This is a genomic window from Pedococcus sp. NPDC057267 (genome assembly GCF_042668795.1).
GTDB lineage: Bacteria > Actinomycetota > Actinomycetes > Actinomycetales > Dermatophilaceae > Pedococcus.
Genome location: NZ_JBHUYG010000006.1, coordinates 33,843 through 59,467 on the forward strand (window position 1 = coordinate 33,843; position 25,625 = coordinate 59,467).

Genomic DNA, 25,625 nt, shown 5'->3' on the forward strand with positions numbered 1-25,625 from the left:
GGCTGGGTGCGCTCGGGCAGGCGTGACTGTGGTTTGGCGAAACAAGGCCGCCCTTCGGTGTGGGCGATCCTGCCCCGGTGGCGACCGTATGCCTGGCACATGCCAATCCGCGAAGGGAGTCAGCCCATGACCGCAACACCCGTCAGGCGCTCAGCCAGGGATCGGCTGCGTGAGGCGCAGCAGACCGAGGCCCGCGCCCTCAAGGAGGTCGATGCGGCCGTCAAGAGCCGAGATCGCGCGGCGACGCGCCTCCATGACGCCGACTGCGCGCTGGCACGAGCCCAAGCGGCGGTCGTCGAGACCTCCGGACTGGACCGCGCGGCATACCTGCTCGATGTGGACCGCGCCGAGCTCAAGCGACGGGTGCGCGACACCGAGCACGCGGATCAGCAAGGCCAGCCAGCCGTGAGCATGACAGAGTCCTCCACGGCCGGCCAGGCGTGAACCTGCACCCACTTCGCCCCCCAGTCCGTGAGCCATGCGCGCCTTGCCGAAGGTGAGGACTACCACGGACTTCAGCCCGAGGTCCGTCGCGCGGTTCGCCGAGGCGCTTAGGCTGGGCCCGATTGGGCACTCCGGGCATCGCCCCGGTCGGCCCGCGCGTCGGGATATGGGAGGTTCGCACATGGGAGAGGATCAGCGCACCGACGGATGGAGGGTCCTCTCATCCCGGCCCATCTACGAGAGCCGTTGGGTCACGGTGGGACTCAGCGAGGTGGTCCTCCCGTCCGGCCAGCACTTCGAGCACCACACGGTCAGGATGCCGGCGGCCGCAATGGCGGTCGTTCTATCGCCTGACCGTCGGCACGTGCTGCTGAGCTGGCGGCACCGGTTCGTTCCTGATATCTGGAACTACGAGCTGCCGGGCGGCCTCCTCGAGGATGACGAACCACCTGAGCAGACGATCGCTCGTGAGCTCGTCGAGGAGACTGGCTACAGGGTCGGGACGATCACGCCGTTGGTGACGTTCGAGCCGATGGTCGGCATGGTCTCGAGCCCGCACCACGTCTTCCTCGCCGAGGGCACCGAGAGGGTCGCCGAGCCGGTTGAGGCGGACGAGGGGACGTTCGAGTGGGTCGCGCTCGACGAGGTCCGCCAGCTGATCATCGACGGGAAGATCCTGAACTCAGGAACCTTGGTGGGGCTCCTGCACGTGCTGGCCCTCGACCCTGGCGAGCACAGCCCGTAGGCGTCGCCGCTGACGCGCCGACCCGAACCGGTCTGCCATCGACTTCGCGCGGACCGCCTCGGCTGCCGCTTCATCCTCCCGGCCGGCCGCGTGCAACGCCAAGGCCAGGTCGGCGTGCAGGCCGGTGGCGGCACGCACCGAGTCGTTCTCCCCTGACTGGGCCCGATGGAGTGCCTCGACGGCCGCCGGGTCGCCGAGCTCGGCGAGGCAGTGTCCATGCCATCGGTCCAGGTGCGCGGCGGTGAGCATAATGGAGGGGTGCGCCTCCGCCCCTTCGGGGGAGAAGAGCCGCTGGGCGCGGTCGAACTGTCTGCGCGACGACCCGCCGTCGCCCGCAGCCGCGAACGCCTCCGCCGCAGTGGCCAGGAGCCAGGAGCGAAGGATGGGTGCCGCCTTCGTGTCGGCCAGCTGTATGCCGTTCCCGGCCAGTTCCAGCGCCACCTGCGGTTGCCCGGCGTCGAGCAGGACGGTCGACTGCTGTGCCGTGGCGTGGGCCAGGAGAGCCGGGTCGCCACTCTCCCTGGCGCCGTCCTTCGCCAGCTCGTGCAGTGCCCATGCCGCGTTGATGTCACCCCTGTCGAGCGCCTGCCATCCTGCGAGCGCGGCCGCGCCTGCGAGCGCCGCCCCGAGCCCGGCCCGGTGGTCACCAACACAGCGGTGGAGGATCTGTTCGATCTGTCGGACGTGGGCCTCGGCCACGGCCGACTGGACCGATGACCCGAGCTGACGGTCGACCATGCGCAGCCCTTGGGTCTGCGCTTCAAGCAGTGCGACGAGCCCGTCGTCGGCATGGACGAGGGCGAACTCGTCGCTGCGGATCTGTGCGATCCGGCCTGTGTCGTCGGGCGGGACGAAACCCAATGCCTCGGGCGTGGCCCCGTAGATCGCCATGAAGGCGCGCTGGTACTCAGGCACCGAGACTGCGCGTTCGCCCGCCTCCCAGTAGGCGAACATGCGCTTCAGCGACGCACCCACCGGAGGAACCGCACCCATCCCCTCCGCCGCGACAGCGAACCGCCGCATCGCAGCAGCCTGACTCCAGCCGAGACGAATTCGCGCCTCCCGCAAAGGAGTTCGCGCCCTCGTCACTTCGGCCGAGTCACCCTCAGTCACCGGAAGTCACCTACCCCACAGCCATGTCCGACGCCACGGTGGAAGCAATCGCCAAGGTCGCAACCACCAAGGAGAAGCAGGGCATGGCCTCTCGATGGACGCTCACCAATGTAGAACATCCCGGACCGTCCGCCCCGGGGCTGCCTTTCGTCGGCGCCAGTGGGGCGCTCAACGCCCAGGTCGCGTGGAGGCAGTCGTTCGCCGACCTGTGGACAACGCAGCGCACCTTTCCGGTTGTCCACAGCAGACCCGGAATCATGCGCCGTTGCCCCCGGGACCGGGTTGTCATGGCACGAGAGGCGGGACAGAACAAGCGCTCCCGCCCCGAGCAGGGGAGAACCGCATGACCGCCACGACGCGGGACACGGAGGCCGCGGCATACGACACGGCACTCGCCGAAGCGCTCGCTGCCTGCCCGTCCGTCGGCGAGGAGTCCAGTGAGCGCACGGACCTGATGGAAGTGATCTGGAAGACGGTGTGCACCCGCACGAACCGGACTGTTGTCCCGATGGGGTCAGCGAAGTCGGTGACCATCACGCCTGAGTACGCCGGGGACGAGGTCCTCGCCGTGATGGAGTGGCTGCAGCTGCACGAGGCGGAGGCCCGCGCCCTCACTCCGGGCCGCCTGTTCCGGATGATGCGGGCCGTCGCGACTCTGGGGATGAACGGGTCGGGGCGTGCCGCCCGCGCCGACCAGCTCCGCGGCCTCACCGGCGTCCCGTCCGGCACACCCATCCGGTGGGCCCTCGTTGACGAGGAGAGGACCGCGCCATGACGTCGAGGCCATCGTTCGTCAGCTGGGCCGCCGACCAGTTGGGGTGCCGGACGGAGGGACTCGCGCTGGTCCACCTCGGTGCGGCGTTCGACATCGTCGTATGCCGGGTCGAGGATGCCGCCCGCCGGAACGTCCCCGATCCCCTTGCCATCGTGCGGAACACGCAATCCGGAGGCAACTCGCGGGTCGCCACCCGCACCATGCTCAAGCATCTCGGCTACAACCCGGCACAGCTGCGGATCATGCACCGGCTCCTCGGTGGATCACCAGGCGGTTGGCCGGGACTGCTCAGGCTGTACGTCGCAGGCGCCGACCTCACCGACACACAACGCAGGAACTGGCGGCGCCAGCTGCGGGAGGCGTTCGGCCCGGCAGTGGTGGCGGGTCAGGAACGCAGGGGCCCGATCGCCTCGTGAGTCGCCAAGGCCTCAATCCCATATGCCGCCGCCACGCCGGCGACCGCGACCACGGGAGCCGCCTCGCCGGACAGTGCGCGGGGCCGGCCATCGCCGAAGTCGAGGACGACGTGGCCTGCCGACAGATCGATGTCGAGGCCAACGAGGGAGCCCCACCAGAAGGACCGCAGGCCGGAGGTCACCAACCGCACTACGACGCGCTGATCTGTGACCAGCGCAGCGCAGTGCTGGGCCGCCTGCCATTCACCGTCCACCTGCCACCGCAGCCAGATCGGGACCGAACGGAGCGCCGTCTCACCGGGCTCGACGACGATGCCCAGCGAGGAAGCGTCGACCATCTGGTGCGGCCTCAGGCCGGCAAGCTCAAGCGCGAGGGCACGGGCATCCTCGACCGCCGCCCGCGTCAGCGCGGTCGACGGATATTGACGCGTCCTTGCCCTGGGCCGCATCCGCGCCTCCCTCTCGGTCGTCGTCATGCTCACACTGTCCTGCGCCCCGCCGACACCGCAACCGGGCGATCGGCGGATGCTGGCCCCTCGCCGCCCGTAACCTGAGCATGTCGTTCCATCGGATCGTCGCAGCCGGTCTCTGCCTCGCCTGGCCAGCGGCTGGTCTTGTCGCTGTCGTGGTGATTGGGTCCGGTGGTGACCCGGCCTTCGCGGCCACGCCGGTCTGCGCGAGCAGCGGGCCAGTACGCGGGCTGTCGCCGGCGCAGGCTGCCAACGCCAGGACCATCGTCGCCGTCGCGGCCGCACGAGGTGGAGACCGTGTGGCCGTCATCGCGCTTATGGTGGCCCTCGCCGAGTCCGACCTGCTCGTCCTGGCCAATCCCCACGACCCGGCGGGCGCGGCACACCCCAGCCAAGGCGTCGGGTACGACCACGACTCGCTCGGACTGTTCCAGCAACGGCCGAGTTGGGGCACCGCCGCACAGAGAATGGACCCAGCTGCGTCCACTGGCTTGTTCGTCGATGTGTTGCTCACCACGCGCGAGTGGTCGTCCTTGCCGCCGGCGTATGCCGCGCAGGTGGTCCAGCGCTCCGCATACGACGGCACGCCGAGCCCGGCCAACCACTACTCGGCGACCGTGGGCGGCAACTACCTAGCCCGGCAAGCGGAGGCGGCCCGACTGCTCGCCGAGATCCGTGCCGGCGGGCAGGTACCCGACTGCGGCGGAGGGCAGGGCGGCGTGCTGGCCGGGCCTCCGGGCGATCAGGGCGTGCCCCAAAGCTGGACCATCCCGGCGTCCGCCAGCCCTGCCGCCGTCACCGCAATCACATTCGCCGTCGCCCAGCTCGGCAAGCCATACCAGTGGGGTGCCACCGGACCCCACCGGTACGACTGCTCCGGCCTCACCCAGGCCGCGTGGGCACGCGCTGGCGTGACAATCAGCCGCACCACCTACGACCAGATGAACGACGGCATCTCGACCGACACGGCGCACCTGCAACCCGGCGACCTCGTCCTCACCCCCGGCAGCGACGGCACCCTCGCCCTGCCCGGCCACGTCGGTCTGTACATCGGGGACGGCCTCGTTGTGGTGGCGCCCAAGACTGGGGACGTCGTCAAAGTCGTTACGTACAGATCCTTCGTGTCTCGCGGCGTCTCCGCCCTACGGCACGTCGGCTGAGGTGATGGGTCGTCCCGCACGCTTGGCCACGAACTGGCCAAGAGTCAGGACAGTTGAGCTGGCGGGTCGTGACATCACGCTCTTGCCGATGTGGGTGCGTCGGCAGTCCGGCAAGCCGCCACCACCACGGACTTCGTCACTCGGCCTGTGGCGCAGTCCGGTGGCCGGAGGGGAACACCCAGCGGAAGGTGCTCAGCACCGGACGCCTGCACCAGCAATCGTCGGCGCAGCCACACTCGACCGCCCCCATCCCCTCCACGAATCGGCCGATTATGGCAAAGAGCAGGTAGAGCCCGACCACGAACATCAGTGCGCGCTTCATCGCTCCGCCCCGCCTCTGCCCCAGAACCTCGACCGCATCCAACGTCGTGAAGCCTCGTACCGCTCCCCGACCCCGGTCGACGTGTTGGCCTCGACACCGAGCGACTGCCCCACCTCGGCCCAGGTATGTCCGGAGTCGATCGCGTCGCGGATCGCCTCGCCCAGCGCCTTCTCGACGGCGACCGATGCCCGGCAGCACTCGCGCACGTTGGCGAGCGGGTCCGGAGCCTTCGCAATCCTCAGCCGCAGGTGTTCGCCAGCACCTGTAAGCCGCAGGGTGGCCGTGCGTGTTCCGATCATCTCGATCCTCCGTCCAGTCAAAGACCACCCTCAATCATCTCGCTCAAGCGATGTCCGGACGAGCCCACCTGAGGCTTAGCGCCGATGAGGGTGCGACGTACGCTGGCGAGGTGATTCTGGTGTTGGAGTCCCTCATCACCTGCCCTCAGTGCGGGACGATGGCGATCGAGACGATACCGAAGGACGCCTGTCTGTTCTTCTACCGATGCCGCGGCTGCGGTGACACCCTGCGGCCATTGCCCGGCGACTGCTGTGTGTTCTGCTCCTACGGCACGGTCAGATGCCAGCCCAAGCAGGTAGAGAAGGTCGACCGTGGCGATTCAGCCCGCCATTGAGGCTGAGCAAGGCGAACCGTCGCGCTGCTGGTGCTGCGGCGTGATTGATGACCCGGCGCGGATGGTTCACCTCGGCGACCAACCTGAGGTGGCCCTCTGTATTCGGTGCGCCCGATGGGCTGCCAAACAGGCGTGGGAGATCGAGGACCAGGGCAAGACCGGCCCGCTTGTGCTTGCTCATGACCGCCTGCGCGCCGCTCGACGGAACGTTGTCGAGCACGGGTGGCACAACGGTCGATGGCTCGGCGGCCCCATCCGCTGGCTCGGCAAGCGTCTGCCCTAGTCCAAAGGGTAGCGCCCGCTCATCGCTGAAGGCGCCTGAGCAACTCGCCATCGTCGGCTGATCCGGAAGCCCTGGCCCGATGCTGCCCCATGGGGGTGCGTAGTCAGGGGCGTGACGTCATTTCGGCGTCGTGCTGCTGCGAAAGGTCTCTGCCATGACCACGATCGACATCGGCCCCAACACCACCGGCCTGCCCGGTATCGCCGCCCTTGAGTCCATCGTCGGCGCTTTGCTGACCTTTGGTCTCATCGCGGCTGTCGCCGGGATCGCCCTGTCGGCGATCGCGTGGGCGGTCGGTTCCCACTCGTCCAACCCGCACGTCGCTGGCCGTGGCAAGAGCGGCGTCCTGGTCTCGGCCGGCGCCGCGATGCTTATCGGCGCGGCGAACACGCTGGTCACCTTCTTCAGCAACGCTGGCGGGGCGGTGCGCTGATGGGCCACCGCACCCGCCCTGCCCGGCTCGCCGTCACCGTAGTCGTCCTCGCGTTGCTCGCGGGCGCGAGCGCCGCGGGCGTGCATGCCGTCGCCGTCAAGCGTGGCCCGTCCACCCCACGCCAGGCTGCGACCACCACTGGCACTGCCACCCAGTCGCCGGACAGCCCGCGACCCAACCCGTCTACACCATCGCCTTCGGCCGCCGTGAACCCCGTCGACCTCGAGCGGCACCTGGACCGGATGCGGCGCCTTGACATCCCCCGTGACGGGCCGGGCATGCCGCCCATCGGCGGGGAGGCGACCCGGCAGCCCGACCTGTATGCCGCGGAGTTCGTCCGTCGCCTGCTGACCCAGGACTACCGGCAGCCCCGCGAGGAGCTGCTGGCGTGGGTACAGGCGGAGTCCACGCCGGTTGCGGACCAGCTGGTGGTCGGTCTCGTCCCGCCGAATCTACGGGACCGGTTCGGCGTGTACTCGGTCAGCGACGCCAGCGACGGGCCCGCGCCGATCCCCACGCAGACGGAGTGGACGGCGCTGGGCGCCACGGCGGCATACACGACTGTCCGCATCGACAAGGTCATCGAACCGACCGCATGGTCCAACGCGGTCCAGGCCGGGAGGGTCACCGACCCGGGCACCACGGCGAGGCTCGTCGCGGCCACGATCACCAGGCATACCGGCTCCAACGCAACGACGGAGGAGTTCAGCGTCGCGCTCAGCCTCAACCTCGAGGGCCCGCCGACCCGGGCGGGGTGGCGGTTCGTCACAGCTGTCACGTACACCGTCATCCCGGTCGGTGGTGCGTCGTGAGCTGCGCCGGCCCGTGGGCAATGAACCCGGTCTGCCTGGTCGGGGCGGCCACCTCTGCCGCGACGAGCGAGGTCGCGGATAGCGCGTTCTCGCGTATCGCCGGCTGGTTCGGGCTCGCCGCACAAGCAGCAGCAACCTGGCTGTGGCGCGAGATCGACACCGCGACCACCCTCGACCTGACCTCTCCGGCCTTGCGCACCCAGCTCGCCGCGACCGGTGCCATCGCCACCGTCCTGTGCCTGGGCCTGTTTCTCATTCAGGTCATCACGTCGACCCTGCGCCGTGAACCAGGCGGGCTGGGCCGCGCCTTGACCGGGCTGCTGGTCAGCTTCGTGGGCAGCGCCCTCGCTCTGGCCGCCACGCAGGCGCTGCTGGCCGCGGTCGACGCACTTTCCGCCGGCCTGCTGAACTACACGCTGCACACCAACATGGCCGGGCTCGGGCAGAAGCTCGCGGTCACCCAGTTGGCCGCGGTCAAGAACCCGGCCGTCAGCTTGCTGCTGTCCGTGGTGGTGATCGCCGCGGTGGTGATCGTGTGGGCGGCGATGATGCTGCGCAAGGTCATGCTGCTAATCGCGGCGGTACTGGCGCCGCTGGCGTTCGCCGGCGCGACCGCCGACATCACACGCGGCTGGGTGCGCAAGTGGGTCGAGTTCGTCGCAGCCATGGTCGTCTCCAAGCTGCTGCTCGTCATCATCCTCGGGATCGGACTGTCCGTGCTGAACGGCGCTGGCCAGTCCGGCACAGGTGTCACCCAGTCCACGACGCAGCTCGCCGGGGGGGCGCTGGTGCTGCTGTTGGGCGGGTTGTCACCATGGGTCGCGATCCGGATGTTCCAATTCGCCGGGGACACCTTGTATGCCGCGCACGCCACAAGCGGGCACGCGACCACCGGTGCGCGGGCTGCGATCGCCGCCCCGCACAAGGTCGCCGCGATCAGCACCCAGATGCGGGCGATCTCCTCGATCGGGTCCACGTCTCGCCGACCCGCGACCTCCGGCGCGCCGGCCACGTCCCGGGCCGGTCACAACCCCGACGGGTCGCTGCGGCCCGCACCACCGGGAGCGGGGGCCGCCCTTCGCGGGGGCCAGGTAGCCGCCGGGGCGGTCGGAGCGAGTGGCCGTGCCGCAGCCACAGCCACCCCGGCCGCCCCGGTCATCGCGGCAGGGACCGCAGCCCAGGCGGGCGTCAACGCCGCCCGGTCCGCGGCCGGTGCCGCCACGTCGGCCGCGCAGTCAGCTGCCGAGGCCGGGCGGACAGAGTCGTCGTCCGCTCCCGCCCCACCGCCCGAGCAGCAGCCACCCAAGAACCCGCCACCCGCGTCACCACCGCCGAGCCCGAGGAGTCCGTCATGACCGACACCACTAGCCGTGTCCCGACGGTGCGGTTCGCCGGGCTGCCGCGCCGCGGCCTGCTGCTGGGCCTTTCTGGGATCAGGGTCGCCTGCCTGGCCATTGCGATCGCGACCATGGTGGGAGGGCTGGTCACCGCCGGTCAGGCGGGGCTTGCCGAAACGGCACCGGCCTGGGTCGCGTTCGCGGCGTTGACGTTCGGGCGCTGGCAGGAACGACCCGCCGCGGAGGCGCTCCTCACCGCCGCCCACTTCCTGGCCCGCCGGGCCATGCGGCAGAGCAGATTCCGGGCGCGGATCGACCGCCCTCGCCCGGTCGGCACCCTTGCACTTCCCGGTGACGCGGCAAGTCTGCGGTTCCACCTCGACCCGACCACCGGAGCGGCGATGGTGCACGACCCGCACGCCCACACGTTGACGGCGGTCGCGCACGTCAGCCACCCGGCATACGTCCTGATGTCGGCCGACGAGCAGGCCCGCCGAGTGCACGGGTGGGGGCGCGCCCTCGCGTCACTGGCGGCGACCGGGACCGGGACTCGCATCCAGGTCCTCGAGACGACGCTGCCGGACGCGGGTGCGGGCATCACGTCCTGGTGGGAGACGCAGGGGGCGCGGGACGGTGGGTGGGCCGCGGAGCAGTACGAGGAGCTGATGCGCACCGTCGTCCCCGCGACGGCGACGCACCGCACCCTCGTAGCGGTCGGCCTCGATCTGCGCCGAGCCCGCACCCACCTGTGGCAGGCGGGGCGCGGGATCGCCGCGGCGGCTGGGTTCCTGCGGCAGGAGATGACCGCGTTCGAGGCGGGCCTGCGCGCGGCCGACCTCACCATGACCGGTTGGCTCGACGAGCCCGGGCTCGCCGGGGTGCTGCGCACGGCATACGACCCCGCCCACGAACCGGACGGGATGGCCGGCCAGCTGGCTACGGCCGGTCCGGTCGCGGTCGACGAGCACTGGGACCACCTGCGTCACGACACCGGTCACTCGGCGGTGTTGTGGGTGTCCCAGTGGCCGCGCACCGAGGCGCCGACGTTCTTCCTGCACGCGCTGGTGTTCCAGCCCGGCGTGCGCAAGACGATCTCGCTGACATTGGAGCCCCTGCCGGTCGAGCAGGCCATGCGGGACATCCGCAAGGCCAAGGTCGAGTACGTCACCGACGCGGCCCAGAAGGCCCGCCTCGGCGCGTTGGCCGACGCCGCCGACGCCCAGGAACACTCCGACGTCCTCGAGCGGGAACGGGCGCTGCTCGCCGGGCACGCCGATGTCCGCCTCACCGGGCTGATCACCATCACCGCCGCCGACCGGGACGCCCTTGAAGCGGCCGTCGCCGAGGTCTCCCGGGCGGCGATCCACTGCGGGTGCGAGACCCGCCGCGTCCACGGCAGGCAGGCGCGGGCCTTCGCCGCCGCAGCGCTGCCGCTGGCGCGGAGGGTCAGCTGATGGGCGCCTCCCGTATGCCGGGTGCCCGGGTTGGGGGCCGGGGCGCGGGGGAGCGGGTGGCCTACCTTCCCGTTGGTGGGGAGCCTGGGCCTGAGGCGTTGCGGTCGTGGCGCCGGTTCCGGGTCCCGGCACATCGGGCTACCACGGACGTCGTCGCCGGGGCGTACCCGTTCCTCGCCGAGGCGGGGCTGGGCAGTCGCGGTGTGTACGTGGGTCAGGACGCCTGGTCCGGTGGCGGGTTCTGCTTCGACCCGTGGGTGCTGTACGCCGACGGTGTCCTGACCAACCCCAACTGCCTGCTGGCCGGGGTGGTCGGCAAGGGCAAGTCGTTCCTGGCCAAATCACTGACCACCCGCTCGATCGCGTTCGGGCGGCGCGTGTACGTGCCGGGCGACCCCAAGGGGGAGTGGACCGCGGTCGCGCAGGCCGTCGGTGGTGCCGCGATCACCCTCGGCGGTGGGAGCGCCAACCGGCTCAACCCGCTCGACCCCGGCCCACGCGGCGCCGGCCTGAGCGAGGAGGCGTGGCGGGCCGAGGTGACCCGGCGGCGCCGGACCCTGCTCGGGTCGCTCGCCGAGTCCGCGCTGCGCCGCCCTCTCGTGGCCGTGGAACACACCGCCCTCGACGCGGCACTGGCTCACGCAGTCTCGTCATCGACCACGCCAACGTTGCCAGCCGTTGTCGATGCCCTACTGGACCCCCGCGTCGCGATGGCCGGGGCCAGCACCGCCGAACTCGCGCGCGACGGCCGGGACGTCGGCCACGCGCTGCGGCGCCTCGTCGCGGGTGACCTCGCCGGGCTCTTCGACGGGCCGTCGACGGTGGCGTTCGACCCGTCCCTGCCGATGGTGTCGCTCGACCTGTCCGGTATCCAGGGCTCGGACGAGCTCATCGCCATGGTCATGACATGCGCGTCCACTTGGATGGAAGCGGCGCTCGCCGACCCAGCCGCTGGCCAACGCTGGGTCGTCTACGACGAGGCGTGGCGGCTCATGCGGCAGCCAGCCCTCGTCGCGCGGATGCAGGCCCAGTGGAAACTCTCCCGCGGGCTCGGCATCGCAAACCTCATGATCGTCCACCGGCTGTCCGATCTCGACGCGGTCGGCGACGCTGACAGCCAAGCTCGCAACCTCGCCCGCGGGCTGCTCGGCGACTGCTCCACCACCATCACCTACCAGCAGGAACACAGCGAATCCGCCCGAACCGCAACCGAACTCGGCCTCACCACCGTCGAACGCGACCAGCTCCCAGACCTCCAGCAAGGCGAAGGCCTCTGGCGAGTTGCAGGTCACGCGTACATCGTCCGCCACCTCGCGACGGCCGCCGAGAAGGCCACCTTCGAGACAGGGGTCAGGATGGGGCTTGAGGCTCCGAAGTTCCCCGGGAACCCAACGGTTTTGGCGGGAACTTGAGTGTTCAGGTTGGCGGGCTTGCTAGGTCGTCGGCTGCGGTTGCCCTATTTTCAGGGAGCCAGCTTCCATCCACACGAGAGGTCACGAACGTGGCAGGCAAGTTTGAGTTGTACAAGGACCAGGCTGGGAAGTTCCGGTTCCGGTTGAAGGCCGGGAACGGGCAGGTGATCGCCGTCGGCGAGGCCTACGAGAGCAAGGCGTCGGCGCTCAACGGGATCGAGTCGGTGCGCAAGAACGCTGGTGACGCGTCACTGGACGACCAGACGGACTGACCCAGCGTGACAGAGCAGCGCCCTGTTGGGGCGCTGCTCTGTATCGGCAGCTCATCGACTGCCGATTGCCAACGCCGTTCAGCCGGGATCCTGCTCTACCTCAACACCGCCGTCAGTGAGCGGCGTCGTACGCCGCCTGCACGTCGGCGCTAATCCGACCGCGGTCGCTGACCTGGTGGCCGTTGCTCCTCGCCCATTCGCGCACAGCGGCCAAGTCGGTGCGACGCTTCGGTCGGGACGTGGCGCGCCCGCGCTTCGTCGGGCTCTTACGACGACCCTGCTCGGTGGCCTTGGCGATGTACGGCTTGAGTGCCTTCTCCAGGGCTGCGCGGTTCTTGGCGCTGAGGTCGATCACCCATGTGCGGCCGTCGAGGCTGAAGGAGACCTCCTTCGCGTTGGCCGAACCGTCAAGGTCATCGGTGATGGTCACCGTCGTCTGTTTCGCCATGGAGTTAATGATCTCGCCCACCGGTCACCAACACCTAATCAAGACCGCGCTGACCGCCCCTTCCTCTCGTCGCGTTCAAGAAAGCTGCTCCGCGGTGTCGTCGGGCCAAGGCCTGGGGCGCACATTCCGAGGCTCGCACTCGCAGACCCGCGCGGACGTCCTGAGTGGGTCGCCAATGGCCGTGGAGTTCGCTGGGCCTGATCATGCATTTCTCGAGTGCTCATGGCGGAGCGCCTCGACTGCGTCCGCGATCTTCGGCGCCAGCTTCTCGTACGCCGCGCGCGTGAGGTGCATTCCATCGGGGTCGAACGCTGTAGGGCCTAGTGCATCGGTCACGCCGCGGACGTCTAGCGCGATCCCTCCGCTGGCGATGACCAACTCGGCCAACACCCCGGCATACACACGGATATGGGCGTTGACCTCGGGGGGTGTCGAAAGGCTCTGGGGCGCGGGCAAGCCCGGGAGGAGCGACCGGCGCCGCCCAACGGCTAGCGGCAGCTGCGCGACCAGGAGCCGTCACCCGCGTCCGAGAACCCCCTCGCCTCGTAGAACCCTTGCAGCTCGGTGACGCGGCTTGGCGACATGCGGAGGTGGACGGCGCGGGCACCCCGACTGCAACTCAGCTCGCAGAACGCCTCGAGCAGACGAGTACCGATGTGGAGTCCTCGGTGCACCGGCAGGACCGCCAACCACTCGAGGACTGCGTAGAGGTACTCACGGCCGGCATCGTCGAACGCGAGACTGTCGGGCCTGCCTACTGCCGCACCCGCGACCTCCTCCCCAAGCCACGCGATCAGGCAGAGCTCGTCATCTGCCAGGCCCTCTGATAAGTCTTCACAGGCGGTGCGCATCCCGGCGGCGGTGAATACCGCGGAGGCTTGGGAGGCGGTCCCACTTGTGATCCGAGTCGGGTCCGTTGTCATCAGCAAGAGGATCCCACGAGGACCGCGAGTCCAACTTGCTGGACTCTGGCGGAGCCCAACGCCACCCCGCTGTAATGATGAACTCTTACAGGCCGATGGATGGAGTCACGCTCGAAATTGCGCTGCCGTGCCGTCGACCACTTACGGTCCATACGGGCGACCTGAGCGGCTACTAGACGATTCCTCTAGGGCCGGTGTCTGGCCAAACTCGGTCTAGGTGATCGGCGCGCAGCTCTCCATGCGGCTGCCCACCGGCTGTACTGGTGTGGTTCTCTTTCGGTCTGCAGCCCGCCGGTCACCATGACGAGGCGTGGCTCAAGAAGGGACTGCCCTGCTCGTAGTAGCAATGCCCACCTCGCCGTCCACATTGGTGCGAGCGAAGGCGGGAGCAGCACATGCAGCAAACCAAGCAAGTGATCATCGGGGTCGATCCCCACAAGCTGTCGGCCACGATCGAGGTCGTCGACGCGCACGAGAAGTTGCTGGGCTCGGGACGGTTCACCACCGACCGGGCCGGCTACGCCACGATGCGCAAGTACGTCGCCGGGTGGCCGGACCGGGTGTGGGCGGTCGAAGGCAGCAACGGGGCCGGCCGACCGCTGGCGCAGCGACTGCTCGAGGATGGCGAACATGTGGTCGATGTCCCCGCCAAGCTCGCCGCCCGGGTTCGGCTGTTCGACACCGGTCACAACCGCAAGACCGATGCCCGCGACGCGCACTCGATCGCGGTCGTCGCGGTCCGCACCAAAACCCTGCGGGTGCTGCAGCTCAACGGGGAGCTCGAGGCGCTGCGGATGCTCACCGACCGCCGCGAGGCACTGACCCGGCGTCGGGTACAGACCGTCGACCGACTCCAGGCGTTGTTGGCCGAACTCCTTCCGGGACAGGCGAAGAAGGACATCACCAAAGGTCAGGCCAAGACGATGCTCGCGTCCGTGCGACCGCGTGACATCGCCGGAAAGACGCGCCGACGCATCGCTGCTGAGGAGTTGGCCGAACTGATCGCGGTCGAGGCCAAGATCAAGAAGCCCACCACCGAGCTGAAGGCCAACGTGCTGGCCCGCGGCTCACACCTGATGGACCCGCACGGCGTCGGACCCGTCGACGCTGCCCGGACCTTGGCTGACGTCGGTGACGTCGCCCGGTTCGCTGACCGCAACCGCTTCGCGTCCTGGACCGGCACCGCACCACTGGACGCGTCCTCGGGCGAGCAGAACCGCCACCGCCTGTCACGGGCCGGCAACCGGCGGATGAACCACATGATCCACATCGCCGCGATCAGCCAGATCCGCCTGGACACCGACGGCCGCGCCTACTACAGACGCAAACGAGCCGAGGGTAAGAAGCCTCTGGAGGCGATTAGATGTCTGAAGCGAAGGATCTCTGACGCCATCTATCGACAGCTGCTCGCAGATGCCCAGCTCGATGCGGCACAGCGAGCTTGCGCGGGCCCGGGAGGGCACTGCGGGGCGACTCAAGAATCCAGCGCGGTCGACCTACCCCCGCTTATCGACACTTCGGATCAGCCACTTCCCGGACCCGCAGAGTCGACGCTACGCCCAGCCTCGACGCCCCGGAAGCCCCACGCCACCAAGAACCTCGCGGCGACCGGTTGACAACAGAAGGGAGCCGAAGTGACGCAGCTCGAATGGTTCTTACCGCCCGTCGAGCGGGTTTCGACGCTCTCGAACTACCAACGCCGTCCAGGCGTCAGAACTGGAAGCGGGTCAGTCCACCCGGATCCGTCGCTAGGACCACTGTCGCCGAACGAGGATCGACGCGGTACACGTTCCACGGCGGTGGGCCCTGAGACGGCGCGTTGAACGGGGCCGTGATGCCCGACCCAGTCTCGTCCGGCACTGCTGGCCACCCGCCATCCGCCCACGCCTTCGCGACGCGTGCCACGACGGCTGGTTCGGTCACCCTGGCCGCTTCGCCTTCGATCACGACGTCGGCATCCCGGATCGACACCGCGACACAGCAGCGCGGGTCACGGGCGACGTTGCGTCCCTTGCGCGTGCCCGCCCCGGTCTGGAACCAGTACGCACCCTCTAGCCACACCGCACCGACCGCCGTCGCGTGCGGGCTGCCATTCTCGTTGATGGTCGTCAACCAGGTCGTGCGCCTGTTTGGCGACTCCGGATCGGGCTGCGAGCCAGCATCGAGCTTGGCCACGATCGCCATCCAGTCCACCAGGGGCAGCCCATCTGCCTTCCCCAGTTGATCGTCTGCATCTGTTTAAACTACGCGCCCCGAGCGCCTCGGCAAGCCCCTACTTCGTGGCGCGAGGACCCGGCCGGCCGGGAGGGGCTCGTCCCGTCGGCGACGGACGCGGTATACCAAGTGCAGGGCCCGGTCCCTCTCGACCGCCACGCCTTGGTCAGCAAGTAGGTGCTGTGACCCACGCCCATTCCAGCCGCCTCCCACCTCGTCTGCTCAGCGCCCTCTTCAAAGTCACGACCCAACCGGTCGCTGGAATCACAGATCAGAACCCGACGTGGAACACCCCTGACAGCGAGGTCAGGAATCTACCCATGCCGCGATGCCCTGGTCCTGCATCTCAGCGACCGCGCCCAGTCACCGACGGCCCATACGTGGATCGAGGCTTATAGGGGGAGCGTGCGGTTTAAGGGGCTCAGTGGCTCACGATGTGGACCCGTCTGGAGGTTGAGTATTGACAAGTTCTGACCGAGGCTCCTACGTTATGCAAACCGGTTTGCCAAACCGGTTTGCATAGGAGCAGCCCATGACGGTCTCGATCGCGGATGTCGCGCAGCGCGCGGGTGTCAGCCGTACGACCGTGTCGCACGTCTTGAGCGGCAACCGACCGGTCAGCGCCGCGGCTGCTGAGCGCGTTAGGTCTGCGATGGCGGAACTGAGATACGTGCCGAGCCGCGCGGCCCAGAGTTTGGCGCTGGGATCGACACGCACCATCGGGTTGCTCGTTCCCGACATCAGTAACGGCTTCTTCGCTGACCTTGCCAAGGGCGTTGAGGCCACATCCATCGAGAACGGGTTCAACGTTCTGCTATGCAATACAGGCTGGAACCTCGAGCGCGAGGTGTTCTATCTCGAGACCCTTCGTTCCCGCGCAGTTGACGGTGTCGTGTATGCATCCGGGTCGCCGCCGGCTGCGTCAAAGCTTGCGGAGTTGTTGTCAGGGTTCCCAGCTGTAGCTGTCGATGAGGCGCTTCCTGGTGTCTCCGTCACCTCAGTGCTGTCCAAGAACCGACAGGGCGGCCGAGTGGCCGCGGACCACCTGTTGTCGCTGGGCCACAGGGGTGCTGCGGTCGTGGGCGTCAACACCCACCTCGCCAGCAACGCGCAACGGCTGAACGGCTTCCAGACGCAGTGGCGCAAGGCCACAGGTCGGCGGGCCCTAGTCGTCAATGGATCATTCGACGAGGAGTCCGGCGCTCACGGCGCACGCGCACTCTTGACGAAGATCCGATCAGGCGAAGTGACCGCGATCTTCGCGACGAACGACCTCGGCGCCCTCGGTGTGATCAGTGCGCTACGGGACGCCGGAATCAACGTGCCCCGGGACTGCTCAGTCGTCGGATTCGACGACTCGCTTGCAGCCCGCCACGCAAACCCTCCTCTGACGACTGTCCGACAGGACGCGGCGGGCATGGGAGCCAGAGCAGCCGAAGCCCTCGTCGCGCAGCTATCCGGATCTGCACCCGATCCCAAGACAGCCCTACCCATCCAGCTCATCGTGCGCGCCAGCACGGCCACCGCTCCAGCAAATCAGTAAGGAACCAGCTCATGGGTGTCATCGAGTTCGACCAGGTCAGCAAGGAGTTTGCCAGTCGCGGCAAGCGCACACTGGCCCTCTCCGAGACCACTCTGAAGGTCGAAGAACACCAGGTGGTGTGCGTTGTCGGGCCCAGCGGCTGCGGCAAGACCACTCTGCTGAACCTGGTTGCAGGATTCCTCGCGCCGACGCACGGAAGTGTCTTGGTAGACGGCCGCCAGGTCGCCGCGCCAGACGCATCACGCACTGTCGTCTTTCAGGCCGACGCAGTCTTTCCCTGGCTCACCGTCCGGCGCAATGTCGAGTACGGCCTTCGCCTGCGCGGCGTGGATAGGACCACTCGTGAAGAGCGGGTCGACAAGTTCCTTTCCCTGGTCGGTTTGGACCAGTTCGGCGATGCGTTCCCCAAGGAGCTCTCCGGTGGAATGCGCAAGCGGGTGGACATCGCCCGCGCCTACGCATCGGGACCGCAGGTTCTTCTGCTTGACGAGCCATTCGGTGCCCTTGACATCTTCACCAAGGAGTCCATGTGGTTGGCACTACAAGCGATCAACGCATCCGAACCCAGAACCATCGTCTTCGTCACCCACGACATTGAAGAAGCTCTCTTTGTGGGGGACCGCGTCATCGTCATGACGCCAAGGCCCGCCCGCGTACATGCGGACGTGACCGTCCCCTTTGCCAGGAATCGGGACCTAGACATCCGCGGAACCGCTGACTTCCAGCAGCTTCGAATCGACATCGCCCACTCGCTGAGGGAGGTCTCCTATGCACACGCCTGACCAGACGGCGCGCCTATCGACGGCCGCCCGAGACAAGGCGCGATTCGCGGGCATGGCTATCGGCGCACTCGTCATGGCGATACTGCTTGTGGTCTGGTGGCTACTCACCGATGTGACAGGCGCGGTCAAGCCGCTGTTCTTCCCATCGCCAAGCGAGGTCGGGCAAGCATTCGGCCAAGTCTGGACGTCTCTGGGATCCGACGCCCTGGCCACCTTGCTGCGAGTCCTCGGCTCCTGGGCACTCGGCTCTATCGCCGGCGTCGTGGTCGGCCTGCTCATGGTCCGGTCTCGTGTGACCTTCTACGCGCTGACCCCCATCATCGAGGCGCTGCGCCCGATCCCGCCGATCGCCTTGATCCCGTTCGTCATCCTGTGGTTCGGGATTGGCGACAGCGGAAAGCTGTTCCTTGGATCATTGGCCTGCTTCATGGTGATGGTGGTAAACGCCATCGTCTCAGCCGGCAACGTCCCGCCCGTCTACGGGCGAGCCGCACGCTCACTCGGCGCGCGAGAGGGGCAGGTGTACCGGACCATCGTGCTTCCAGCGATTGTGCCCGAGCTCGTTTCAGGTCTGCGCATCGGAAGCGCCCTGGCGTTCGCGGTCGTGGTGGCTGCCGAGTTCCTCGGGGCCGAGCACGGAATCGGGCGCCTCATTATGCAGGCCAGCAGGACTCTGAACACCCCCGTCGTACTCATTGGCACCGTCGTCATCGCGCTCGAGGCAGTGCTGGTTGACCGACTCATCCTGCTGGTCAGCTCACGTGCCACCACCTGGTCCGAGAACAACAACTAAGGAAGTAGACATCATGCGTCGCACCCTCGCATTGGCCGTGTCCGCGGCCTCGGCCCTCGCGCTCGCCGCCTGCGGTGGCTCCGGCGGAGCCTCGGACGGTTCGAATCCCACCATCCGTCTGGGCATCTCGCCCTTCCAAGACACGATGCTCCCGATCGTGGCCGAGCAGAAGGGATGGTTCAAGGCTGAAGGCATCAACGTTCAACTCAAGTCCCTCGCTTGGGACGCCATCATGCCTGCAGTGGCCTCGGGAGGCGTCGACGCCGCCATAAACAACACCACTGGCGTGGTGTCGGTGGCCAACAAGTCACCCGAGATCGTCTATTGGTATGCATGGAATCCCTTCACCCAAGGGTCAGCCCTGATGGGGCGCAAGGGGGCTGGACTCAAGACCATGGACGAGCTGAAGGCCTCCGGGTCGTCCCCCGACGACGCCCGCAAGCAGGCATTCGAGCAGCTCAAGGGACGCACCATCGTCACCACTATGTCGACAGACATGGGCAAACAGGTCGTCGCAGCGCTGAAGTCGGTGGGCCTGAGCGAGAAGGACGTCAAGATCGTCGACATGGACCCAGATCAGGGTTTGGCCGCCTTCCTGAGTGGCACCGGTGATGCCTACTTGGGAGGTATTCCACAGCGCGTGCGCGCCACTGCCGAGGGCATGAGTGTTATCGCCTCAGGTCCCGACCTGGCACCGCCGCCCATCAACGGGCTCGTCACCACTACCGGGTACGCCAACAAGAACGAGGACAACATGCTCAAGCTGGTCCACGTCATGCACAAGACCATCCGCTACTGCGACGCCAACACCGCCGATTGCGGAAAGATCATCACTGACAAGCTCAACAAGGACACCGGCGCCAACCTCACCGTTCAAGGCTTCGAAGACTTCTGGCAGAAGTTCGAGCTCTACGCAGGTAATGCCAAGGGCGTCAAGGACATGATCCTTTCCCCCACCGGTGTGGCGTACTGGGAGAAGACCTGGACCGGCGACAACGAGTACCTCACCGCCAACGGCTCCATCCCGAGGACGGTCGACGCGAAGGACCACTTCTTGGTCCAGCAGACGTGGGACGCCTACGTGAAGAAGTACGGCGAGAACGAGACGGGATCCTGACGTGAGAATCCACAACATCGTCACCGGGGAGCTCGAGAGCTCCCTGTCCGTCAGCCTCCTCAACGCCGGCGCCCACCCCAACCTTGACCCCGAAGACGTCAAGCCGTTCGGATTCCGCAACGACATCCGGCGTCGCAATGGGGACGTGACCTCGGGGGTGATGGTGCCAGTCCCAGTTTGGCTGATCGAGGGTGCGGACAAGACCATCCTCATCGACACCGGCCTCGGCGACATCGACGAGGTCAGCACCATGCAGAGCCGCTACGGCGTAGATTTCGTCGCCAGCCGCAGCCGGGACCAGGACCTCGTGGCCGGACTTGCCCGTCACGACATCAAGCCCGAGGACATTGACATCGTTGTCCTGACGCACCTTCACTTCGACCACGTCGGCAACAACCACCTCTTCCCCCGAGCCAAGTTCTACGTGCAGCGCGACGAGCTCCCACAGGGCATCGCACCACCATCCTTCTGCATGTTCTATTACCCGGAGTACTCCTACAAGGTCACGGAAGTCCGCGACCGCCTCGTCGTCATTGACGGAGACGTTGACATCGCGGACGGTGTCCGCCTCGTCAAGATCGGCGGTCACACCCCCGGTTGCATGGTCGTCATGGTTGAGACCGACTCCGGGGTGGTGTGCCTCACGAGCGACGTCATGTACAACTACCGCAACCTCGAGCTCAACTGGCCCATGGGTTCCTTCTGGAACCTGCCGGAACTGATGCTCGGGTACGACCGGATCCGGCGTGAAGCGGACCTCATAGTCCCCGAGCACGACTGGCAATTCCACCAACGCTTCCCCACCGGAACAATCAAGTAAGGACAACTCCGACAATGCGCATCCTCCTCTTGGGTGAGTCCTGGCACATCCACCTCATCCATCAAAAGGGCTTCGACAGCTTCACCAACAGCGAGTACGTCGAAGGAGGAGCCGAGTTCAAGGAAGCCCTGACACAGCAAGGCTGGGATGTCGTACACATCCCGGCACATCGCATCGCAGACGACATGCCCCAAACCGTCGAAGGGCTGTCCGCGTACGACTGCGTGGTCGTCAGCGACGTAGGCGCCAACACCTTTCTGCTCACGCCCGGCGTGTTCAAGACCTCCGTGCCGGAGGTCAACCGCCTGGAGGTTCTCGCCGAATACGTCCGCCAAGGTGGGGCCATGCTCATGGTGGGCGGCTACCTGTCATTCTCGGGCATCGACGGCAAGGCGCACTACGCCCGCAGCCCACTCGCCCCGATTCTGCCGGTGGAGCTGCTCGTGGGCGACGACCGCATGGAGGCACCCCAAGGGGTCAAGCCCGTGGTCCTACGTGAGCACCCAGCCATCCCCACCGACACGGACTGGCCAGCACTTCTCGGATACAACGCCACAATCGCCAAGCCGGACGCCGAGGTGGTCGTGACCGTCGAGGATGCCCCTCTCGTAGCAGTGGCCAACGTGGGCCAAGGTCGCGCGGGTGTCTTCACCTCCGACCTCGCGCCGCACTGGGCGCCCCCCACCTTCTTGGCCTGGGATGGCTACGCGCAGCTGTGGCACAACCTGCTCACCTGGCTAAGCAACAGCGACTGAACCTCGCTGGACACCGACCCGACGGGCTCCGGCGGCCAGTTCCGTGCTGCCGGGCCCGGCGGCAGGCGGCCCGCGTTCCGTCTGCCCACGAACTCCCACGCGAAACAGCTCACCGCACGCAACGCGTCGGTTACGCACGGCCAAGCACTCGCTAGGCCGCAAGCCCATACACCCAAACAGTTTCCCCTCACACACTAAGGGCACAAGATGGCCAACCAACTCCTCGAGGACCGCTCGTTCGACTACGTGCCCCCTGATGAGCGCACTGGGAGCCTGTGGTCCCAGACCCAGCTGTGGTTCATGATCAACGCCTCGTTCCTCACCGCGTTCACCGGAGCCCTGGGTTCCCTTGCGGGACTGGACCTGACCTGGTCCGTCGTTGCCATCGTCCTCGGCAGTGTCTTCGGCACCTTCTTCCAGGCCTTCCACGGTGCGCAGGGACCGCGGATGGGGCTGCCGCAGATGATCCAGTCCCGGGCACAGTTCGGTACCCGTGGTGCCGTTCTTCCCCTCGCCGCGGCGGCCCTGGTGCAGTTCGGCTTCGCCATCTTCTACGTCCAGACCGGGGCGTCGTCCATCAAGGAGGTGTCCGCCGGCTCCTCCCTCGGTCTCATGCAGCTGGGCGTAGGCATCGCCGCCCTCGTGGTGGCCACCGTCGGCTACCAGCTGGTGATGCGCGCCGAAAAGACCGTGTCCTACCTCATGGTCGCCGCACTCATCTTCCTGACCGTGTGCACCTTCGTGTACCTGCCGGTCAGCAACTACTTCGCCAACGCCGAGTTCAGGCTCACCCCCTTCCTCCTGCAGTTCGGTGCCTCAGCCACCTTCCAGATCGCGGTCGCACCCGTGGTCTCCGACTACACCCGGTACCTGCCGGAGCGAATCTCGGGGGCCAAAGTGTCAGCCACCGTCTTCGGCGGCACCCTGTTGTCCGCGATCTGGATCGAGATCCTCGGTGCCATCCTCGCGATCGCCTACCCTGGCGCCAGCACTGTGTCGGCGTTCGGCCTGTTGGCCCGCAATGCCTCCTCCGGGCTCGAGGTAATCGTCATGGTTGTCTCCTTGATCACCTGCCTCAACGCCGTTGCCGTCGCCTTCTACAGCGGGTCAGTCGCCTTCCTGACAGCCGTCGAAGGCTTCCGCCGGTTCCGGTCAACCTTCAGGATCCGGGCCCAGGCGATCCTGGCTCTAGGGTCCATCGCCATCGTCGCCAGCCTCTTCCTTCCCGAGAACGCGTTGAACTCGTTCAGCGTCTTCCTTGCGATCCTGGTCTACTTCCTCATCCCGTGGACTGCGGTCAACCTCACCGACTACTACGTGGTGCGTCGAGGAATCCTGTCCATCACCGATATCCTCAAGACCGATGGCGGGATCTACGGCTTCTGGGGTCGCTCGGGTCTCATCAGCTACGCCGCCGGATTCCTCGCCATGATCCCGTTCTTCAGCACCACCGTCTGGGTTGGCCCAGCCGCAAAGGCCATGGGCGGAGCCGACTTCTCATTCGCCGTGGGACTGCTGGTCTCCGCTGGGCTCTACCTCTTGCTGACCCGCAACTTCGACCGCCAAGCAGAGTACGAACTGGTAGCAGCTGCTCCAATCAACACGATCGAGGAGGCACCTGTTGCTCCGAGCCCCGCGGTCTCCACGATCGGAGGCCGATGATGGCCGACACCACGCTCAGGCTCAACTGGCCCCAATGGCAGGGGGGTGAACCGGAGGCTGTCACCCACTACACCCCAGGCCTGAGCGCCGAAGAAGGCCGCGTCGCATACGGAGTCGGCGGCCAATTGACAGCCTTCCTCGCCCCAGACCACGAAGGACCCATAGCGCGCGTCCGGGTCCCGGAGTACAGCGAGGACCTCCCCCTGGTGGACGGTATCGTGGGCAAGGCAGAAGTGCTGCGACAGCACGAAGACGCACTCGATCTGATTCGCCAGGCCAACGCCGACCGTGTCGTCACGCTAGGCGGGACCTGCGCCGTCAGCCTCACCCCCTTCTCCTACCTCTCCCAGCGCTACGCCAGCGACTTCGCAGTGGTATGGCTGGACAGCCACGCCGACAGCAACCTGCCTGGCGGGCCCAACCGCGGCTTCAACACCATGGTTGTGAGCCACCTGAGCGGTCACGGCGACGCCGATGTACTTAGCCGCCTACCGGCCACCATCGCCACCGAACGCATCCTGCTGGCCGGCGTCCACGGATGGGACGACCAAGACAGTCACACCCATGAGTCGTGGGGGCTGCAGCTCGTCCCACCCGCGGCCGAGGAGAACTTCACCAACCGGGTGCTGGAGTGGCTGCACATCACCGGCGCTCGACACGTGGCCGTTCACTTCGACCTCGACGTCATCAACAGCGATGAGCATTCGTTCGGCATGGCTTGGGAGAAGGACGGCATCTCGAAAGCAACGGCCCTGAACACCATCGCCCGGATTGCAAGTGACTTCGACCTCGTGGGGCTCACCGTGGCCGAGTTCGTACCTCGAGAGGCAGTGGCACTGCAGTCCATGCTCAGGAGGCTGCCCCTCCTCCGTGAAGGCCAACCCCCACGTACACCGAAAATGACGGACTAGGCCGATGGCCCCTGCAACAACGCCGCTCATTGCGATCCTCGGAAGCATCAACCTCGACATCACCCTCCACGTCGACGACCTGCCACGCCCCGGGCAGACAGTCCTGGCCCACCACGCCACCCGAGGACTGGGAGGCAAAGGCGCCAACCAAGCGGCTGCGGCCGCACAACTGCTGGGCACCAGCCGCATGATCGGCGCCGTTGGCGACGACCCCGAAGGGCTTTGGCTGCTGGACAGGCTGGCCAGCTTTGGGGTCGACATCAGCATGGTGCGTCAGGATGACACGCATCCCTCCGGGGTCGCGCTCATCGGAGTGGACAAGCGAGGCGAGAACAGCATCATGGTCTCCCCGGGCGCAAACTCAACGGTGACCGCACCATCGACGACAACCGCTGACGCCGACGCCTTGATGATTCAGTTCGAGATCCCCCTCGACAGCGCCACCCAAGCCGCCGAAGATTTTCGTGGCTTCGTCGCCGTCAACCCCTCCCCAACCCAGCCCATCCCCGCCCCACTCATCCACAGAGCCGACCTCTTCGTGGTCAACGCCGACGAATACCACGGACTGCCGGAACTTGCCCAGGCCAAGCTCGTCGCAGTCACGCTTGGCGCGAACGGTGCGGAGATCAGAGAGAACGGTCGCGTTACCCATAGCGCGCCCGCTCACACCGTTGCACACCCAGCAAACACCGTCGGAGCAGGCGACGCCTTCTTCGCCGCATTTGTCAGCGCCATCGTGGTAGGCCACGACCCCCGCGAGGCGCTCAGCGTCAGCACCCTAGTGGCCGCCGCCGCCGTCGCGGACGCAGCATCCCAGCCTTCCCTGGGCCGACTCGAAGACTATGTTGCTCAAGTTTCCTCGGGATCCTGAGCGCCGCGAGGGCGGCCTTCTGCTGTGTTCTGTCGCCACAGCCATCCTCGCTCCCCACTTCCGCTGCTGAACCCAGTTCGAAACGCAACCGCGGGTTTTGGCGGCGATATGGGGCAGGTCAGGCGGAGTGTTCTCGGTCGAGTCGCTCCAGGATCCATGACCGGACCAGTGTTGAGGCAGGCAGATGCTTGGCGGCTGCGACTCTTTGGACCTCAGCCTCTTCCTCGGCGCTTAGTCGGACCGAGTACACCTTCTGGCGGTTTGGCCGTCGGCCCGTAGAGCCCGCGGGGTAGGGGTCGTCCTTGGTCTGTTCAGATTCGCGCCGGAGCCGTTCAGCCAGTGCTGGGTCAATCGTCTTTGCCATCATCGTCTCCTTGCTCATAGAGCCTTAGGTCTGCGCCCGTGGCTGGCCATGCGTTGATGCCGTGCAGGTCACCGTCGAGGTCGCGGTAGGCGATCACGACCAGCACCCGCCCTGCGGAATGGGAATGGCCGATGAACCGAGACGCTCCAATCCGGGACTTGGGGTCTGGTTCCAAGGCCAACAGGTCCACGTCCGACATGACCTCCTCAGTCCATTCCCTTTCGATTCCGACACCGTCGGCGTATCGCTGGCCACGGGAGCGGATGTAGGCGATGGCATCGGCGTCCCACCAGATCTCTTCACCCACTCCACCAGTGTACGTCATTGTCGTACCGCGTAG

The 25,625-nt window shown here is 67.1% G+C and carries 31 protein-coding genes; 24 read left to right on the forward strand and 7 right to left on the reverse strand.

Annotated features, from left to right (window positions below; genetic code table 11):
- The first annotated feature begins 126 nt into the window (after positions 1-126).
- The gene (locus ACFUC1_RS02825; RefSeq protein ID WP_379116399.1) at positions 127-444 is read left to right on the forward strand and encodes a hypothetical protein; all 318 of its coding nucleotides are present in this window, start codon (positions 127-129) and stop codon (positions 442-444) included.
- A gap of 34 nt (positions 445-478) precedes the next feature.
- Positions 479-1,189, forward strand: a complete 711-nt coding sequence (locus ACFUC1_RS02830) for an NUDIX hydrolase (RefSeq protein WP_379116400.1) — start codon at positions 479-481, stop codon at positions 1,187-1,189.
- Here ACFUC1_RS02830 and ACFUC1_RS02835 read toward each other — a convergent pair.
- Positions 1,127-2,302: a hypothetical protein gene (locus ACFUC1_RS02835; protein WP_379116401.1), complete on the reverse strand. Its 1,176-nt coding sequence runs from the start codon at positions 2,300-2,302 to the stop codon at positions 1,127-1,129. The genes ACFUC1_RS02830 and ACFUC1_RS02835 overlap by 63 nt on opposite strands.
- Before the next feature lie 23 nt (positions 2,303-2,325).
- Between ACFUC1_RS02835 and ACFUC1_RS02840 the strand changes: the two genes are divergently transcribed.
- Genes ACFUC1_RS02840 through ACFUC1_RS02850 form a run of 3 tightly spaced genes read left to right on the forward strand, consistent with a single transcriptional unit; the run spans position 2,326 to position 3,493 of the window.
- Positions 2,326-2,649 (forward strand): hypothetical protein, encoded by a 324-nt coding sequence (locus ACFUC1_RS02840; protein WP_379116403.1) that lies wholly within the window; start codon positions 2,326-2,328, stop codon positions 2,647-2,649.
- Positions 2,646-3,077: a hypothetical protein gene (locus tag ACFUC1_RS02845; protein WP_379116405.1), complete on the forward strand. Its 432-nt coding sequence runs from the start codon at positions 2,646-2,648 to the stop codon at positions 3,075-3,077. Before ACFUC1_RS02840 ends, ACFUC1_RS02845 begins: the two co-directional genes overlap by 4 nt.
- On the forward strand, positions 3,074-3,493 hold the full coding sequence (locus tag ACFUC1_RS02850) for a hypothetical protein (RefSeq protein ID WP_379116407.1): 420 nt from the start codon (positions 3,074-3,076) through the stop codon (positions 3,491-3,493). Before ACFUC1_RS02845 ends, ACFUC1_RS02850 begins: the two co-directional genes overlap by 4 nt.
- On the opposite strand, the gene ACFUC1_RS02855 is transcribed toward ACFUC1_RS02850, so the two are convergent.
- A complete protein-coding gene (locus tag ACFUC1_RS02855; protein WP_379116409.1) occupies positions 3,463-3,969 on the reverse strand; it encodes a hypothetical protein in 507 nt (168 codons plus the stop codon). The genes ACFUC1_RS02850 and ACFUC1_RS02855 overlap by 31 nt on opposite strands.
- Positions 3,970-4,118: 149 nt before the next feature.
- Between ACFUC1_RS02855 and ACFUC1_RS02860 the strand changes: the two genes are divergently transcribed.
- The gene (locus tag ACFUC1_RS02860) at positions 4,119-5,123 is read left to right on the forward strand and encodes a C40 family peptidase (RefSeq protein WP_379116411.1); all 1,005 of its coding nucleotides are present in this window, start codon (positions 4,119-4,121) and stop codon (positions 5,121-5,123) included.
- Between the two features lie 318 nt (positions 5,124-5,441).
- On the opposite strand, the gene ACFUC1_RS02865 is transcribed toward ACFUC1_RS02860, so the two are convergent.
- Positions 5,442-5,744 (reverse strand): hypothetical protein, encoded by a 303-nt coding sequence (locus ACFUC1_RS02865; RefSeq protein ID WP_379116413.1) that lies wholly within the window; start codon positions 5,742-5,744, stop codon positions 5,442-5,444.
- A gap of 110 nt (positions 5,745-5,854) precedes the next feature.
- On the opposite strand from ACFUC1_RS02865, the gene ACFUC1_RS02870 reads away from it, so the two are divergent.
- The 8 genes from ACFUC1_RS02870 to ACFUC1_RS02905 all read left to right on the forward strand — a co-directional run bounded on the left by ACFUC1_RS02870 (position 5,855) and on the right by ACFUC1_RS02905 (position 12,082).
- Positions 5,855-6,079 (forward strand): GDCCVxC domain-containing (seleno)protein, encoded by a 225-nt coding sequence (locus ACFUC1_RS02870; protein WP_379116415.1) that lies wholly within the window; start codon positions 5,855-5,857, stop codon positions 6,077-6,079.
- Positions 6,057-6,362 carry a hypothetical protein gene (locus ACFUC1_RS02875; RefSeq protein ID WP_379116417.1) on the forward strand — a complete coding sequence of 102 codons (306 nt, stop codon included), beginning with the start codon at positions 6,057-6,059 and terminating at the stop codon, positions 6,360-6,362. Before ACFUC1_RS02870 ends, ACFUC1_RS02875 begins: the two co-directional genes overlap by 23 nt.
- A gap of 154 nt (positions 6,363-6,516) precedes the next feature.
- Complete coding sequence (locus ACFUC1_RS02880) at positions 6,517-6,795, forward strand: DUF6112 family protein (protein WP_379116419.1); 279 nt, start codon at positions 6,517-6,519, stop codon at positions 6,793-6,795.
- A 206-nt stretch (positions 6,796-7,001) separates the two neighbouring features.
- Positions 7,002-7,607 carry a hypothetical protein gene (locus tag ACFUC1_RS02885; RefSeq protein WP_379116421.1) on the forward strand — a complete coding sequence of 202 codons (606 nt, stop codon included), beginning with the start codon at positions 7,002-7,004 and terminating at the stop codon, positions 7,605-7,607.
- Positions 7,604-8,962 carry a type IV secretion system protein gene (locus ACFUC1_RS02890; protein WP_379116423.1) on the forward strand — a complete coding sequence of 453 codons (1,359 nt, stop codon included), beginning with the start codon at positions 7,604-7,606 and terminating at the stop codon, positions 8,960-8,962. The genes ACFUC1_RS02885 and ACFUC1_RS02890 overlap by 4 nt, the downstream gene beginning before the upstream one ends.
- Positions 8,959-10,398 (forward strand): SCO6880 family protein, encoded by a 1,440-nt coding sequence (locus ACFUC1_RS02895; protein WP_379116425.1) that lies wholly within the window; start codon positions 8,959-8,961, stop codon positions 10,396-10,398. Before ACFUC1_RS02890 ends, ACFUC1_RS02895 begins: the two co-directional genes overlap by 4 nt.
- Positions 10,399-10,706: 308 nt before the next feature.
- Positions 10,707-11,810 carry an ATP-binding protein gene (locus ACFUC1_RS02900; RefSeq protein ID WP_379116427.1) on the forward strand — a complete coding sequence of 368 codons (1,104 nt, stop codon included), beginning with the start codon at positions 10,707-10,709 and terminating at the stop codon, positions 11,808-11,810.
- An 89-nt stretch (positions 11,811-11,899) separates the two neighbouring features.
- Positions 11,900-12,082 (forward strand): YegP family protein, encoded by a 183-nt coding sequence (locus tag ACFUC1_RS02905; protein WP_379116429.1) that lies wholly within the window; start codon positions 11,900-11,902, stop codon positions 12,080-12,082.
- A 112-nt stretch (positions 12,083-12,194) separates the two neighbouring features.
- Here ACFUC1_RS02905 and ACFUC1_RS02910 read toward each other — a convergent pair whose 3' ends face one another.
- Together ACFUC1_RS02910 and ACFUC1_RS02915 are read right to left on the reverse strand one after the other, a co-directional pair.
- Positions 12,195-12,551 carry an Lsr2 family protein gene (locus tag ACFUC1_RS02910; protein WP_379116431.1) on the reverse strand — a complete coding sequence of 119 codons (357 nt, stop codon included), beginning with the start codon at positions 12,549-12,551 and terminating at the stop codon, positions 12,195-12,197.
- 467 nt (positions 12,552-13,018) lie between these two features.
- Positions 13,019-13,453 (reverse strand): GNAT family N-acetyltransferase, encoded by a 435-nt coding sequence (locus tag ACFUC1_RS02915; protein ID WP_379116433.1) that lies wholly within the window; start codon positions 13,451-13,453, stop codon positions 13,019-13,021.
- A 395-nt stretch (positions 13,454-13,848) separates the two neighbouring features.
- Here ACFUC1_RS02915 and ACFUC1_RS02920 point away from each other — a divergent pair, with 395 nt between their 5' ends.
- The gene (locus ACFUC1_RS02920; protein WP_379116435.1) at positions 13,849-15,069 is read left to right on the forward strand and encodes an IS110 family transposase; all 1,221 of its coding nucleotides are present in this window, start codon (positions 13,849-13,851) and stop codon (positions 15,067-15,069) included.
- A 94-nt stretch (positions 15,070-15,163) separates the two neighbouring features.
- Here ACFUC1_RS02920 and ACFUC1_RS02925 read toward each other — a convergent pair whose 3' ends face one another.
- Positions 15,164-15,637 (reverse strand): pyridoxamine 5'-phosphate oxidase family protein, encoded by a 474-nt coding sequence (locus ACFUC1_RS02925; RefSeq protein WP_379116437.1) that lies wholly within the window; start codon positions 15,635-15,637, stop codon positions 15,164-15,166.
- 562 nt (positions 15,638-16,199) lie between these two features.
- On the opposite strand from ACFUC1_RS02925, the gene ACFUC1_RS02930 reads away from it, so the two are divergent.
- From ACFUC1_RS02930 to ACFUC1_RS02970, 9 genes are all read left to right on the forward strand, one after another.
- Positions 16,200-17,210, forward strand: coding sequence for a LacI family DNA-binding transcriptional regulator (locus ACFUC1_RS02930; protein WP_379116439.1), 1,011 nt, complete (start codon positions 16,200-16,202; stop codon positions 17,208-17,210).
- A gap of 11 nt (positions 17,211-17,221) precedes the next feature.
- Complete coding sequence (locus ACFUC1_RS02935) at positions 17,222-17,992, forward strand: ABC transporter ATP-binding protein (protein ID WP_379116441.1); 771 nt, start codon at positions 17,222-17,224, stop codon at positions 17,990-17,992.
- Positions 17,979-18,785 carry an ABC transporter permease gene (locus ACFUC1_RS02940; protein ID WP_379116443.1) on the forward strand — a complete coding sequence of 269 codons (807 nt, stop codon included), beginning with the start codon at positions 17,979-17,981 and terminating at the stop codon, positions 18,783-18,785. Before ACFUC1_RS02935 ends, ACFUC1_RS02940 begins: the two co-directional genes overlap by 14 nt.
- A gap of 13 nt (positions 18,786-18,798) precedes the next feature.
- A complete protein-coding gene (locus ACFUC1_RS02945; protein WP_379116445.1) occupies positions 18,799-19,902 on the forward strand; it encodes an ABC transporter substrate-binding protein in 1,104 nt (367 codons plus the stop codon).
- 1 nt (position 19,903) lies between these two features.
- Positions 19,904-20,722 (forward strand): N-acyl homoserine lactonase family protein, encoded by an 819-nt coding sequence (locus ACFUC1_RS02950; protein ID WP_379116447.1) that lies wholly within the window; start codon positions 19,904-19,906, stop codon positions 20,720-20,722.
- Positions 20,723-20,736: 14 nt separating this feature from the next.
- A complete protein-coding gene (locus ACFUC1_RS02955; RefSeq protein ID WP_379116449.1) occupies positions 20,737-21,477 on the forward strand; it encodes a glutamine amidotransferase in 741 nt (246 codons plus the stop codon).
- A 207-nt stretch (positions 21,478-21,684) separates the two neighbouring features.
- Positions 21,685-23,139 carry a purine-cytosine permease family protein gene (locus tag ACFUC1_RS02960; protein WP_379116451.1) on the forward strand — a complete coding sequence of 485 codons (1,455 nt, stop codon included), beginning with the start codon at positions 21,685-21,687 and terminating at the stop codon, positions 23,137-23,139.
- Positions 23,139-24,050 carry an arginase family protein gene (locus tag ACFUC1_RS02965; RefSeq protein WP_379116453.1) on the forward strand — a complete coding sequence of 304 codons (912 nt, stop codon included), beginning with the start codon at positions 23,139-23,141 and terminating at the stop codon, positions 24,048-24,050. The genes ACFUC1_RS02960 and ACFUC1_RS02965 overlap by 1 nt, the downstream gene beginning before the upstream one ends.
- 4 nt (positions 24,051-24,054) lie before the next feature.
- Complete coding sequence (locus tag ACFUC1_RS02970) at positions 24,055-24,921, forward strand: PfkB family carbohydrate kinase (RefSeq protein WP_379116456.1); 867 nt, start codon at positions 24,055-24,057, stop codon at positions 24,919-24,921.
- A 347-nt stretch (positions 24,922-25,268) separates the two neighbouring features.
- Here ACFUC1_RS02970 and ACFUC1_RS02975 read toward each other — a convergent pair whose 3' ends face one another.
- Positions 25,269-25,592: a hypothetical protein gene (locus ACFUC1_RS02975; RefSeq protein ID WP_379116458.1), complete on the reverse strand. Its 324-nt coding sequence runs from the start codon at positions 25,590-25,592 to the stop codon at positions 25,269-25,271.
- Positions 25,593-25,625 lie beyond the last annotated feature (33 nt).

Excerpts from the sequence above, each read along its gene's own strand:
- ACFUC1_RS02825 (WP_379116399.1), top strand. The coding sequence starts at position 127 with ATGACCGCAACACCCGTCAGGCGCTCAGCCAGGGATCGGCTGCGTGAG.
- ACFUC1_RS02830 (WP_379116400.1), top strand. The coding sequence starts at position 479 with ATGCGCGCCTTGCCGAAGGTGAGGACTACCACGGACTTCAGCCCGAGG.
- ACFUC1_RS02840 (WP_379116403.1), top strand. The coding sequence starts at position 2,326 with ATGTCCGACGCCACGGTGGAAGCAATCGCCAAGGTCGCAACCACCAAG.
- ACFUC1_RS02845 (WP_379116405.1), top strand. The coding sequence starts at position 2,646 with ATGACCGCCACGACGCGGGACACGGAGGCCGCGGCATACGACACGGCA.
- ACFUC1_RS02850 (WP_379116407.1), top strand. The coding sequence starts at position 3,074 with ATGACGTCGAGGCCATCGTTCGTCAGCTGGGCCGCCGACCAGTTGGGG.
- ACFUC1_RS02855 (WP_379116409.1), bottom strand. The coding sequence starts at position 3,969 with ATGACGACGACCGAGAGGGAGGCGCGGATGCGGCCCAGGGCAAGGACG.
- ACFUC1_RS02865 (WP_379116413.1), bottom strand. The coding sequence starts at position 5,744 with ATGATCGGAACACGCACGGCCACCCTGCGGCTTACAGGTGCTGGCGAA.
- ACFUC1_RS02880 (WP_379116419.1), top strand. The coding sequence starts at position 6,517 with ATGACCACGATCGACATCGGCCCCAACACCACCGGCCTGCCCGGTATC.
- ACFUC1_RS02895 (WP_379116425.1), top strand. The coding sequence starts at position 8,959 with ATGACCGACACCACTAGCCGTGTCCCGACGGTGCGGTTCGCCGGGCTG.
- ACFUC1_RS02915 (WP_379116433.1), bottom strand. The coding sequence starts at position 13,453 with ATGACAACGGACCCGACTCGGATCACAAGTGGGACCGCCTCCCAAGCC.
- ACFUC1_RS02920 (WP_379116435.1), top strand. The coding sequence starts at position 13,849 with ATGCAGCAAACCAAGCAAGTGATCATCGGGGTCGATCCCCACAAGCTG.
- ACFUC1_RS02925 (WP_379116437.1), bottom strand. The coding sequence starts at position 15,637 with ATGGCGATCGTGGCCAAGCTCGATGCTGGCTCGCAGCCCGATCCGGAG.
- ACFUC1_RS02930 (WP_379116439.1), top strand. The coding sequence starts at position 16,200 with ATGACGGTCTCGATCGCGGATGTCGCGCAGCGCGCGGGTGTCAGCCGT.
- ACFUC1_RS02935 (WP_379116441.1), top strand. The coding sequence starts at position 17,222 with ATGGGTGTCATCGAGTTCGACCAGGTCAGCAAGGAGTTTGCCAGTCGC.
- ACFUC1_RS02940 (WP_379116443.1), top strand. The coding sequence starts at position 17,979 with ATGCACACGCCTGACCAGACGGCGCGCCTATCGACGGCCGCCCGAGAC.
- ACFUC1_RS02945 (WP_379116445.1), top strand. The coding sequence starts at position 18,799 with ATGCGTCGCACCCTCGCATTGGCCGTGTCCGCGGCCTCGGCCCTCGCG.
- ACFUC1_RS02955 (WP_379116449.1), top strand. The coding sequence starts at position 20,737 with ATGCGCATCCTCCTCTTGGGTGAGTCCTGGCACATCCACCTCATCCAT.
- ACFUC1_RS02960 (WP_379116451.1), top strand. The coding sequence starts at position 21,685 with ATGGCCAACCAACTCCTCGAGGACCGCTCGTTCGACTACGTGCCCCCT.
- ACFUC1_RS02965 (WP_379116453.1), top strand. The coding sequence starts at position 23,139 with ATGGCCGACACCACGCTCAGGCTCAACTGGCCCCAATGGCAGGGGGGT.
- ACFUC1_RS02970 (WP_379116456.1), top strand. The coding sequence starts at position 24,055 with ATGGCCCCTGCAACAACGCCGCTCATTGCGATCCTCGGAAGCATCAAC.